At 62.4% G+C, this 12,640-nt stretch carries 10 protein-coding genes; 5 read left to right on the forward strand and 5 right to left on the reverse strand.

Annotation, left to right across the window (positions count from 1 at the left end):
* Positions 1-396: 396 nt before the first annotated feature.
* The 5 genes from J5474_RS21475 to J5474_RS21495 all read right to left on the reverse strand — a co-directional run bounded on the left by J5474_RS21475 (position 397) and on the right by J5474_RS21495 (position 7,214).
* Positions 397-1,050: a class I SAM-dependent methyltransferase gene (locus J5474_RS21475; RefSeq protein ID WP_209363947.1), complete on the reverse strand. Its 654-nt coding sequence runs from the start codon at positions 1,048-1,050 to the stop codon at positions 397-399.
* Between the two features lie 210 nt (positions 1,051-1,260).
* Positions 1,261-1,995 carry a hypothetical protein gene (locus J5474_RS21480; RefSeq protein ID WP_209363949.1) on the reverse strand — a complete coding sequence of 245 codons (735 nt, stop codon included), beginning with the start codon at positions 1,993-1,995 and terminating at the stop codon, positions 1,261-1,263.
* Between the two features lie 83 nt (positions 1,996-2,078).
* A complete protein-coding gene (locus J5474_RS21485; protein WP_209363951.1) occupies positions 2,079-4,031 on the reverse strand; it encodes a glycosyltransferase family protein in 1,953 nt (650 codons plus the stop codon).
* A 26-nt stretch (positions 4,032-4,057) separates the two neighbouring features.
* Positions 4,058-4,855, reverse strand: coding sequence for a class I SAM-dependent methyltransferase (locus J5474_RS21490; protein ID WP_209363953.1), 798 nt, complete (start codon positions 4,853-4,855; stop codon positions 4,058-4,060).
* Positions 4,856-5,096: 241 nt separating this feature from the next.
* Positions 5,097-7,214: an ATP-binding protein gene (locus J5474_RS21495; protein WP_209363955.1), complete on the reverse strand. Its 2,118-nt coding sequence runs from the start codon at positions 7,212-7,214 to the stop codon at positions 5,097-5,099.
* 303 nt (positions 7,215-7,517) lie between these two features.
* Here J5474_RS21495 and J5474_RS21500 point away from each other — a divergent pair, with 303 nt between their 5' ends.
* From J5474_RS21500 to J5474_RS21520, 5 genes are all read left to right on the forward strand, one after another.
* Positions 7,518-8,372, forward strand: a complete 855-nt coding sequence (locus J5474_RS21500) for an SDR family oxidoreductase (protein WP_209363957.1) — start codon at positions 7,518-7,520, stop codon at positions 8,370-8,372.
* A 206-nt stretch (positions 8,373-8,578) separates the two neighbouring features.
* On the forward strand, positions 8,579-9,403 hold the full coding sequence (locus J5474_RS21505; RefSeq protein ID WP_209363959.1) for a manganese catalase family protein: 825 nt from the start codon (positions 8,579-8,581) through the stop codon (positions 9,401-9,403).
* A gap of 27 nt (positions 9,404-9,430) precedes the next feature.
* Positions 9,431-9,874 (forward strand): DUF892 family protein, encoded by a 444-nt coding sequence (locus tag J5474_RS21510; RefSeq protein WP_209363960.1) that lies wholly within the window; start codon positions 9,431-9,433, stop codon positions 9,872-9,874.
* 112 nt (positions 9,875-9,986) lie between these two features.
* A complete protein-coding gene (locus J5474_RS21515; protein WP_209363961.1) occupies positions 9,987-10,595 on the forward strand; it encodes an exopolysaccharide biosynthesis protein in 609 nt (202 codons plus the stop codon).
* A gap of 688 nt (positions 10,596-11,283) precedes the next feature.
* A complete protein-coding gene (locus tag J5474_RS21520; protein ID WP_209363962.1) occupies positions 11,284-12,633 on the forward strand; it encodes an ABC transporter substrate-binding protein in 1,350 nt (449 codons plus the stop codon).
* Positions 12,634-12,640: the final 7 nt, after the last annotated feature.

Consider the following 12,640-nt stretch of genomic DNA (forward strand, 5'->3'; position numbering starts at 1 on the left):
CAGCACCTCAGCGCCGCCGGTGAAGGCGTATCTACGACCACCAAACAAAAGGCGCAAGCGATTTCTTCCAGAAACGCGGACTTCGCGTCTTAGCCCCAGTAAACCAAGCGCAAAATCATAAGCTTAGCCGAAGACTTTTTTCATCGCATGGCGCAGCAAGCGGATCTCATCCGAGGATCGGCGCTCCACACGATGGGAATCGGCCATCTTTCGGTGGTCCGAGAAGATTCCGTGAACGCCGGGCTACGCCTCCCGAGGCCCGGACGGGAAGACCTGCGCTTCCACTTCCCTGGCCAGGACTACGAATGAATGGGGCTCCCCTCCCCTCGCCGCGCCTGCGCAATGGGCGTCCGACGTTTTGCACCCCGTCGGCATCCCGTGGACGCAGCGCGCGGTTCAACCACGCTTCCGGAAGTGGAATACCTGGTTGAAGACGAAGTACTTCCGCCGGTCCCGCAGGAAAAGAAGCAGAAGATGCAGGGCGCCATCGGTTCGCCACCCTTCGTCGTAGTCGACGAGGTCGAAACCATGCTCCGCGGCCTTGCGATTCAGCCAAGCCTTGTTGTCGTCATAGTAGGTGATCCAACGATGACGATCCATTCCGTCTTCGACGTCAAAGACGAACTGCTTTGACATGCCTCCGCGAAAGAGACCCTTCAGATAGATGAAGTGTTGGGTATTGGGCAGTGAGATGACGACATCGCCACGGCAGTTACCGAAGATGTCATCAACCAGCCGCTGCTTGTTTTCGACATGTTCGATCACATCATTGGCGATGACAAGATCCCAACCTCCGGTTCCCTCCGGCTTCGGGAGTCCGTGCTCTAGGTTGTGGTACAGCGTATCGCCGCTGAACTTCGGGTCCGCCGCGTTGTGGAAATCGAGTATGTACTTGCGGTCCACGGCCAGCTTGTCCAGCAGAACAGACCGACGGCCGCCCACATCGATCCCGTGGTTCCAATGGCCGCCGCTCAAAAACCGAAGCGTCATTTGATGACGGTCTATTTCCTTCGGCAGCCATGGCCGAACGTATTTCTTGAAAAAACGCATGTGCCTCCCGTACCCCCGGGCACCCCCCTGTCCCGGGCGCCTCGGTGTCCTCCAACGCTGAAGCGAGAAATGCACGGTTCTCAAGGCAATGCAACATCGCATCCCCGTGTTTGCCCGAACGCGCCCTACCTGCATGAAGTTGCAGGGGCAAGTCCGATGGGCCGCTTGGTATGGGGGCAGCGCCGCTATGAACCTGCCCCCATACCAATCTCAGACCGTGGACCTGGTCTCTTCGAGCGCGCGTAGCCACAGATCGCCGTAGTCCACGTCCTCCCAGCCCTCCATCCACGGGCCGCCCCGGGTGTAATGGATGACGCGCGGCACGTCGCCGGTTTTCGGGCTGTGGCCCTCGAGCCAGTTCCAGTCCTTCGACACGCCGCCGATCTCGTCGTCTTCCAGCCAGCAGAAGCGATGCAGATCGCGACCGGGGACAGAATTCAGCAGCTCCACCGTCAGTTTCTTGTTCGACGGATGATTGCGGTTGAAGACCATCATGCTCGACCAATTCTTGCGCGCGTAGAGCAATTGCAGCTGACCGTCCATCTTGGTGGATTCGACAGGCGCGTGGTTGTGCTTCACGCACATAACCGCCTTGGTCGGATCCAGTTCGGCGACCAGTTCGGCCACATCTCCAGTCCAGAGGAAGTCGCAATCGCAGAACAGCACCCAGTCGCTTTCGATGCTGTCTCGGTCCGCCAGAAGCGGCGCGAAGAACCGGGTGATCGCGAATTCCGTGGCCATCGGGGCTTCCGATATTGCATCCCAGAGACGCCCGTCGCGTGTCTCCGTCTCGCGATCATAAAGCCCGTCCTTACGCAGATCCGCGAGCTTCAGGGCGCGTACATCGAGGTCTATGGAGCTGTTCTTCCGAATGGAATGCACACAGACATTGTAGGCATCCACTTCGCGCGGGTCCCAACCCACGTAAACCGCGAGAGACGTCATGTTCAAAATCCTTTCGAGATTGCATCAACATTTGTGCCCGTAGCGCCGGATCCCTTTCCGGTCCACCGATAAGGGCGATTTTCTCAAAGCCGGGCTTTTTTCCGCGCCTTCCTGCGATCCGCAACCCACTTGGCGAAACGATCTGGAAGCCCGGCCAGCTTCCCGCGTTCGGTCCGTTTGGCCCGCTCTTCTTTCAGCATGTGGGCAAGTGTTGCAGAAATTGCCACGCCCCGGTCCAGACGTGGGGGCGTGCGTTGTGCGAGTTCCTGTCCGAACTGCGCATAAAAGGTCTCGTCGACGGCTTCCGCATAGGTCTCCCGCAGACGCGCCGATTGGGTTTGGAAAGGCGCCAGACCCTCTGGCTCCGCCAGGGCCGCGTTGACCGCATCGAGCGGCCGCGCCTCGATCCCCTTCAGTTCTACCGGCTGGCCCGTGTCATAGACGAATACCGGCTTATCCGCGGCGGCGGCATCAATCACGAAACTCGACGGCGAAGTGACCAGCAGGTCGATCCCGGGGACGATCCGGTTCAACGGCATGTCGGCAATGGCGCTGATGGTCTCGTCCAGAAGGCGGGTATTCTCTAGCCCAAGTTCTGCATAAGGCAGAATACTGTCAGCCGGATGCGGGCGAACAATAAACATCGTGCGTGGATTGCGCTCACACAGGCGCTGCAGGGCGGCGATGAATCCGCCCGTACCGTCCGCAAGCCCCCACCGCCCGCGCAGGTTCTTCGATCCCAGCATGACGACCCGATCATAGGACTCCTGCGGGAAACCGAACTTCAGATCGAGCGACGCGAAAGCGCCCAGCAATTGGTCACAGAACTTCGGGCTGCCGAACAATGCGTTCTGAGCATCGTCCAGAACGCCCCAGGGCAATTCCATTCCGAAAACCGAATGGCGGCTGTCATGCAAACGGCTCTGCTCTTCGCGCCCCCAGGTCACGACCCTTTCAGAGGCGAAGGCAACCATGTGATCGGGGAACGGTCGCGGCCAGATCCCGTGTTGCAACAGATACGTGGGGCAACCATGCATTCGTGCGCGAGTGACGAGGTCGAAGGCCTGAAGATGTTTGCCCCTGAGGTTCGATTCCCCGCCCGAGATGAAAACGCTCCCGGCGATATCCTGCCACGGCAGTTCCTCGGCATGCTTGTAACGGATGACCGGCACATTGCACCGGCGCAGGAAAGCGCAGACCGCCGTCTCCAGCAGCGGATCAAGCCCACCGCGACGGATCAGCACCCGCGCCCTGTGGCGGGGAACCACGTCCAGCAAGGGCCGGATCAGGGACCATTCCTGCGAAAAGTGCATGCTGAACGTAATATCCAGATCGCCAGCGGGCGCGAAGTCCCGCCTTTTGGCCGCGCGGTAGGCCACATCGACCACCGCGCCGATGGCAGCAATGGCTCCTTCAGGGAACGGCCCCGACTTCTCCAGAAGCAACAGATGCTTCGAATGAGGGTCGCGAAAGATATCCGCCTTGCGCCAGTAGGCTGCACAAGCACCTTCCCCCTCCGTGGTGTCCCCGCGCACGGGCAAGCTTTGCTCCAGTCGAAAACCCGCTGTGCCGAAGGCCTGCAGCCACGTATTCAGCGGCAATAGCGAAGCACAGTCATCAGTCTTTCCCGAACCGGGGCTTGTCGACACGGAGACCAACACGTACCGCTCCGTCAGCGCCGAGAGGTTCGCCAAAGCTGCCGGCAGGTGCTCGCGATCGATGCGGTGAAGGGTATCAAGGCACGTTGTCAGCCATGCCCCCTGACCTTCACGGCGCTGCCGGAGCCTGCCTGTCACCCCCGGATCCACTCGCGTCAGGTCAAGGTGATCACCTTCCGGCCCCGCACCGTTGCGGATCGGGACGTGCTGCGTGTCGACCCCCTGCGCCCCCGGATCGCAGCCCGATCCCACCGAGAGGTCGAGGCAATGGCCCAACCCCCGCGCAGAGCATAGGGCCGCGATGCGCGCATGGGTCTCCGGGTCCGCAGGCCTTGTCTCGTTCCCGGCCAGGGAATAATCGGTCACGCTGGCATACATGTGGCGGCCTTCGCTTTCGACGGTGGTCAGGGCTTCGCCTGCACGCGGGAATGCGTGGGAGACGTCTGCGGGAACTTTTCGAAGACACACACGGAGTCGTAAACGTGCACCGAGTTGCACGCCAGCGACACCTGCGGGTGGCGCGGTGGGGTCACGTGATACCAGCGATGCATGTCGTCGATTACGTCACGGACATAGTTGAAGAAGTTCGCCTTGCGATGAAAACCGCCGCCGAAGGATTTCCAATACGCGGTGTGCAGGTCCTCGATCATGTAGCAGCCGTCATCGACCAGCAGCGGAAACAGCGTCTCGAGGGAAACTTCGATATGTTTCATGACGTGGCTGCCGTCGTCGAGGATGATATCGACGCCGCCCATCTCCTCCACCACGCCGCGCAGGAAATCGGGATCGTCCTGCGATCCGATCCGCACCTGCCCGTCGATGCCGTCGAACCGCGCGCAGGCCGGGTCGATGTCGACGCCGTAGATGATCGCATCGTCTCCGAGGTATCGCCGCCACATCGACAGCGATCCCCCCTGCGAAACGCCGATTTCCAGAAAGCGGACCTGCTTGCCGCGCCAACGCGCGAAATAGCGTTCGTAGATCGGCAGATAGTGGTGCCATTTGTGGATGAGCTGCGCGCTGCCCGCCACGTAAATATCCAGCAGGTCACCGGAATACCCGTAGCGTTCTTCGACATCGCGCCGGATATCGTCACCATCAAAGGCAAGGTCGTCGTGCTTCAGATATTTCTCGAAGAGATCATGATACAGTTGCGACCGGCGCCGGATCGACCGGGGAACGAGGCGTTTCACGAGTTTCATCGAGCAACTCCGAAGGATACATGGGCCTCGTTGGTTTCACGTTTCTGCCCCGCCTTCCAGTCCTTTTCAACCTCCGGCAAAGCGTCGCCCGGCGTCAAAGCCCTGCACCGCATGGCTCTCGCCCCTCCGCGAAGCGCGGGGAAATCGCCGTCGCACCGCACGCCATGTCGGGCCGACTGGCGCCGGGCTGCCAAACAGCTCGCAATCCGGCCACAGCGCCCGGCGGGCGAGCGGACGCCGTTCAGTCCGCCAGCAGGCTACGCACCCTCGACGTCAGGACATCGACATCGAAAGGCTTGTGCAGCACCTCGATGTCAGAGGTACTGCTGCCGGCCCCCATGGCGGTGCTTTCGTCATAGCCCGTGGCAAAGATTACCTTCAGCCCGGTCCGGATTTCGCGCGCGATCTCTGCCAACTGTCGCCCATTCATACCCTTGGGCAATCCGATATCCGTCAGCAACAGGTCGATCGCCGCCTCGGACTTCAGGACCTCAAGCGCTTCGGGACCGCTGCCAGCCTCGATCACCTCGAACCCGCAATCTCTGAGCGCATCCACAACCACCATCCGCACGAGCACTTCGTCCTCGACCACGAGAATTGTCGCACCCGTCGCGGCCGGCGGCAGCGGCGTTGCGCGATCGGTAGCCACCGCGACGGGCTCTTCGGCGATTTCGGAGCGCGGCAAGAGAAGGTCCACACTCGTGCCCTGCCCCAGCTTCGAGCGGATCGAGGCATGGCCGCCGGTTTGCTGCACGAACCCATACACCATTGAGAGTCCAAGGCCCGTCCCCTCCCCCATCGGTTTCGTGGTGAAGAACGGATCGAAGGCCCGCGCAATGTCCTGAGCGCTCATACCGGAACCGCTATCCGTTACGGAGATCAGGACGTAATCCCCGGCCACAAGCTTCAGTTCGGCAGCCTCCGCCGGGGCCAACCGGCGGTTGGTGAGAGAGATATTCAGCTGCCCCCCCCCCGGCATCGCATCACGCGCGTTGATACACAGATTAAGCAGGGCACTCTCCAGCTGGTTCTGGTCGACAAGCGCCCGCCAGAGGTCTTCCTCGGCAAAGGTCTGAACCTCGATATGCCGCCCAACCGTCCGCTCAACCAACTCTTCCATGCCGCGGGTCAGGTGCAGCAGGTCGGTGACCTTCGGATCGAGGGACTGGCGACGCGAAAAGGCCAGCAGGCGCTGCGTCAGCGTCGCGGCGCGCCCGGCGGCGGATTGGGCCGCATTGATGTAACGTTCCAGATCGTCCGGCCGGCCCTGCTCGATCCGGGTCTGCACCATGTCCAGCGACCCGCGGATCGCTGCAAGCAGGTTGTTGAAGTCATGCGCAACGCCGCCGGTAAGCTGCCCGATGGCCTCCATCTTCTGGGCTTGCCGCAGTTCTTCTTCCTTGGCGATCAGTGCGGCAGTCTGTTCCGCGACGCGTTGCTCCAGCGTCTCGTTCAGCCGGAAAAGCTCATCCGCCACGCGGTCCCGCTCCGCCTCCACGGCAAGCCGTTCGCTGATATCGATCAGCACGCCCGGAAATGTGACCGCGGCCCCGGCTTCATCCATTTCTACCCGGCCGCTGGCTTCAAGCCAGTGATATGTCCCGTCGGCGCGCAGGACGCGGAATTGCTGCGCATAAGGACCGCCCGTGTCCAGCGCCTTGCGGATGTGCGCCATCAGGTAGTCCTTGTCGTCGGGATGCACGTTCTGCACGATGATCTCGACGCTCAGCGCATCACGGTCCTGCGCCGCGTCGAGCCCCATCGCACCGCAGAACGAGTCGTCGACCACAAAGGAATCCGTGGGGATCTCCCAGACCCACGTCCCGACGATCGCGCCCGCTGCCAGCGCAAGATGCACCCGCTGTTCGTTCTCGCGCGCGCGCTTTTCGCTCGCCCGCAGTTCTGCCTCCGCCCGCTTGCGATCGGTGATGTCGCGGAACAGTACCGCCACCTGGTGAAGGCTTGCCGGTTCCACGCGGGTCGCGGCCACTTCGATAAAGCGCCCCACCTCGGAAAACTCCCGCTCGAAGCGGATCGGCTTTCCGGTATCCAGCACCGTGCGAAAAAGCTTCACCCATTCCCGCCCATCGTTCGGCGCGACGTCAAACACGGTCTTGCCGACGATACCGGATATCCCGGTGTGGCGGGCGTAGCCCGAGTTCGCCTCGATATGGACGTAGTCCGTCAAGGGCCCATCCGGACCGTCGGTGAACTGGATGACGCAGAAACCGTCGTCGATCGCCTCGAAGAGGACCCGGTAGCGTGCTTCGCTCTCCAGAAGAGCGGCCTTCAAATCGCTGCGGCCGGCACCCTCCCCTCCCCTGGACATGGTTCCGTCGAGAAAGGGAATGCGTATCAAGATCTGCGGCCTCCACACTGAAGTTACCCCACAAATATACGTTTGGTGGAGCTTGGCAAACAGTATGCGTGCATAGCGCGACCGCGGCGACCGCAATCAGGGAAAAAGATGCGATTTCCCGCCGCTTAGCCGCCCCACTTTCAGCACGCGCGGCGCCAAGAGATCACTTCGATCTGGCTCGCTGCCCGGCCAACCCGCCGCCGACGTCCCCCTCTTCCGCCTGCCGCCTGTCGATGGACGGCGATCGGAACCGCCGAACATCCCGGTCGTTGTCGGGTCAGACCGTCAAAACAGGAGCCAGCGATGAGCAACCATCCCGAAATCCCCGCCCAGACGCAGGAATCGATGCCCGCAGCCGAGCACCGCATGGATCCGGCCCCGGACTTCCGCCCGCGCCATCCCGGCGTCGGCAAACTGAAGGGAAAGGTGGCCATCATCACCGGCGGCGATAGCGGCATCGGCCGCGCGGTGGCCGCGCTTTTCGCCCGCGAGGGCGCCGACATCGGCATCATCTACCTGAACGAGGACCGCGACGCCGAGGACACCGCCCGCATCGTCGAGGAAGAAGGCACAAACTGCAAACTCGTCCGGGCCGACATCGGTCAACGCGATCAGGCATTCGATGCCGTGAACCAGATCGCCGCGCATTTCGGCGGCCTCGACATCCTCGTCAACAACGCTGCCCAGCAATTCCACGAACCGGACCTGCGCAACATCAGCGAGGAACAACTGCGCCAAACCTTCGACAGTAACGTGATGGGCTATTTCTTCTGCACGCAGGCGGCGCTCGACCACCTGCCCGACGGGGCGGCCATCGTGAACACCGCCTCGGTCAACGCGTTCAAGGGCAACGCGCATCTGGTCGATTACTCCTCGACCCGCGGCGCGATCACAGCGTTCGCCCGCTCCATCGCCACGCAACTGGTGGAGCGCAACATCCGCGTGAACACGGTGGCGCCCGGGCCGATCTGGACGCCCTTCATCCCCGGATCCATGCCTGCGGACATGGTCGAAGGTTTCGGCGAGCAGGTTCCCATGGCCCGTGCAGGCCAACCATGGGAGGTGGCGACATCCTACCTCTTCCTCGCCTCGGACGATGGCAGCTACTTCACCGGCCAGACCTTGCATCCGAACGGCGGGATCATCGTCGGCAGTTAAGCCCCCCGGCGCACGGCCGGAACGTACAATCAGCGACAGCGCCACCATTGGACGCCCGACTGCCAAGGCCGGGCGCTCCTTTTTTCCAAAATACCGGCTTCAAAGGCTGGCACCATTCCGCCGGTCCGAATGCCCGCGCGTCAGTCGTCGGAACGGCAAATCCAGATGGGTGTTTTTCTTCTGCCCGACAACTTAAGGAGTTCGATATGTTTCATCATTCAAGCAAGCTGCAATACAAGGTTCGCGTCGACACCCCGGATCCCCAGTTCGCGAAATACCTGCAGCAGGCCATCGGCGGCGTCGAAGGCGAAATTCGTGTCGCCATGCAGTACTTCTTTCAGGCAATGGGGGCGCGCGGCGATGACAAGTACCGCGACATGCTCATGATGACAGCAACCGAAGAGCTGTCGCACATCGAGTTTCTTGGCCACGCCGTGGCGCTGAACCTCGAAGGCGCGCCGCTCACCGTTCAGGAAGAGGCCGCGAAGGATCCGGTCGTCAACGCGATCATGGGCGGCGCCAACCCGCGCCACATCCTGTCTTCCGGGCTTTCGGCCATGCCGGTGAATGCCAATGGCGTGCCCTTCGACATGAGTCACGTCTATGCCACCGGGAACCTTGGTGCCGACATGCTGGCAAATGCCATGGCCGAAAGCGGTGGGCGTGTTCTGGCATCGCGGCTTTACAACATGACGGACGATGCAGGCATGAAGGACATGCTCTCGTTCCTCATCGCACGCGATACCATGCACCAGCAGCAATGGATGGCGGTGATCGAGGAACTCGGCGGCATGGAAAAGCAGTTGCCCATCCCGAACTCCACGCCGGAAGAACACGAGGCGACAGAACACTCCTACTACTTCCTGAACACCTCGCTGGACGAACCTACTCCCGAAGGCCGCTGGACCGCTGGTCCCTCCCTCGACGGGCGCGGCGAATTCAGCAAGCGCGACAAGCCGGAACCGTTGGGTCAGAAGCCCAGCCTCGGCAAGGCGCGGCCAAATTCCGGCACCCAGAACGAACAGCAGTAACCCCCTCGATCCAGAAGGAGACCAACCATGGTGACCACAGTTGGAACGGAAAACCAGCAATCTGACCTGCTGCGCAACCTTATGCTGCTCGAACGCGATGCCATCGCGGCTTATGACAGCACGCTCGAAAAGATCGACAACCCGGATCACCGGGCGAGGATCGAGGAATTCCGTCGCGATCACGACGATCACATCCGCGCCCTGAGCGAGTTGGGCCGGAGCATCGGTGTGCCTCTCCCGGAGGAAGGCGACATCAAGGAATGGCTGACGACCGGCAAGGTCGCCCTGGCCAATCTGTTCGGTGACGACGCCGTGATCGGGGCAATGAAGACCAACGAGGACGACACCGTTTCCGCCTACGAAAATGCGTTGTCAAACGCGGTGATCGACGCCACCTGGCGTCCGGTTCTCGAAAAGGGTCTGGCGGATGAACGCCGCCACCGCGCCTGGATGGAGCAGGCCGCCGCCTGAGGCTGAAACAGGACCGGGTTCATCCCGGTCGCGGACCGGCGCAGGGTGCGCCGGTCTTTTCATGCCTGTGGCGGGGACCGATCCTGGCGCTGTCCCCTGGAGGAGCAGAAAGATGCAGAAAGACGGCGCACTCGGCGACGTCATCGCGGAACTGGAAAAGGCGGCGAAAGAGTCGCGCAATGGCCGTATCGGCGTGGGTCAATTGGTCGACGCGCTCGACCAGCGCGGCTACGGCGCCGTCCTGGCGGTACTCCCACTGATCGAAATCACCCCCCTCGGAGGCATCCCCGGGGTGCCCACGGCTCTCGCCCTTCTGCTCGCGATCATCACAACTCGCTTGCTGATGGGGTACGAGCACTTCTATGCGCCCGACTGGTTACGCCGACGGCAGCTGACGGCGGCAAAAGTGCTGAAGGCCCTGAAATGGCTGAAACCGATTTCTGCCCGTATCGATGCCACCCTGAACAAGCGCCTGTCACGCTTCGCGGGATCCGCGGGGCGTCGGGCCGCCGGCATCGTGATCCTCGGCCTGCTGCTCACCGTGCCGCCTCTGGAACTGGTACCTTTCGCGACGACCGGCCCGATGGTGGTCATAGCACTCTTTGGCCTCGGCATGCTCTACCGCGACGGACTCGTGATGCTTTCCGGCTTCGCAGGCGCGCTCTTGGCGGTTCTTGGTGGGCTGTGGGGCGCAGGCACGTTCGGGGGCGCAGCGCCCTAGCGCGACCGTCCGCGCTGGCCCTCTGGATCACGGGCATCCAAAATCACGGGCCAGAAAACGGCCGCCCGCCCTCGGATCAGAGCGGTCGGCCGGCCGTCTTCGGCTGGATTCCCGCCATGCCGAGATGTTCGACGATCTAGCAGACGATGTCGAAACCGCCCTTTGGCAGTTCGGCGGGGGCAACACCATTTTGGCAAAATGACACCCTACCGGCCGTCTCAAGAACACCACCGCGTAGTCTCGCCAATGCATCCCAATTTGGACACGGCGTCGGTCAACGGCAGAATGTTCGGAATCATATCGCGCCCGGCAGGGGCAGCGCCCCGCCCTCGGCGCTGCAATGCAACCGATCGGCCAGCGGTTCTCCCCACCGGTCACTTATTTATTGGTCAACAGGTCAGAGAAATCACCAGCAATGGCATTTGAACCTTGCCGGAAGCGATTTGGGACGCTCCAGTTAAACTTGGAGGAGAATCGTTTGCCTGCTATTAGCCAGACCCCCTGGCCCGACGCCGCGCTACGGTGTGTGATCACTTCGTATCCGTCCCTGACGATGCGGCGCCGATGGGCCATCGAATGCGTACATCGGTCACGATGTCGCCGGGGGCGGCTGCAGCACGGCGGCGCTGCGAGCACGCGGAGGGCAACGCTGAAAGCCCCAAAACAATCAACCAACAGGGAGGAATCCATGACACGCTTCAAGAGAGGCATGTGGTCGGGTGCGGCCATGGCGCTCGTGCTGAGCGCCACCACCGCAGGGGCCGACACCATCCGGTTCTGGACCACCGAGGAACAACCCGAACGGCTGGCCAAGCAACAGGCCATGGCGGAGGAATTCGCCAAGGCCACCGGCAATGCAGTCGAGGTCATCCCCGTCACCGAAAGCGATCTCGGGACCCGTGCGACCGCCGCCTTTGCGGCGGGCGACCTACCGGACGTGATCTATCACACGTTGCAATACGCCCTGCCGTGGGCGGAGGCGGGCATTCTCGATACAGACGCCGCGACCGACGTGGTGGAGAACCTCGGTGCCGATACCTTCGCTCCGGGCGCGCTGGCGATGGTGGCGGTGGATGGCGGACAGGCCTCCGTCCCGGTTGACGGCTGGACGCAGATGATCATCTACCGCAAGGACCTGTTCGAGGAGAATGGTCTGGAGGCTCCGACAACCTACGGCGCGGTCGAAACGGCCATCGACGCGTTGCACAACCCGCCGAAGATGTTCGGCTTCGTCGCCGCCACCAAGGTGGACGAGAACTTTATGAGCCAGGTGCTGGAGCACGTCTTTCTGGCCAACGGTGTGACCCCGGTCGGCGACGCCGGGTTCGCGCCGCTCGATGAGGCGAAGACCATCGAGGTGCTGGAGTTCTACAAGAAACTGGCCGCGGCCTCGCCGCCGGGTGACCTCTATTGGGACCAGTCGCGTTCGCTGTATTTCTCCGGCAACGCCGCGATGATCATCTGGTCGCCCTTCATCCTCGACGAACTCGCTGGCCTGCGGGACAGTGCACCGCCCACGATCAACGACGATCCCGCTTCCCCCGAACTGGCGTCGAAGACCGGGATCGTGACGACCTTTGCCGGCCCCTCGAACCCCGATGGCGCGGCCTGGGGCGACCTGCGCTACTTCGGCATCACCTCCGACGCCGACACCGACGTGGCGATGGAGTTCGTCGAATTCTCCATGGGCGAAGGCTACATGGACACGCTGTCCATCGCACCCGAAGGCAAGTTTCCGGTTCGTCGCGGGACCGCTGACACCCCCAACGAATTCGTCGAAGCCTGGGCCACCCTTCCCGTCGGCGTGGACCGCAAGGCACCGCTGGGCGACTTGTATGCGCAGGACATGATCGACGAGATCGTCGGTGGCCTCGACACCGCGCAGCGCTGGGGCGTGGAGGAAGGCCAGCTGGCGCTGGCCTCCAAGATGATCAACAGCCAGGTCATCAATCGCGTAGTGCGGGAGTACATCGACGGCACCATAGACGCCCCTGCCGCCGTGGCGAAGATGAACGACGAGCTGAGCAAGATCGAGTGATCGCGCC

This window comes from Sagittula salina (assembly GCF_017813235.1).
GTDB lineage: Bacteria > Pseudomonadota > Alphaproteobacteria > Rhodobacterales > Rhodobacteraceae > Sagittula > Sagittula salina.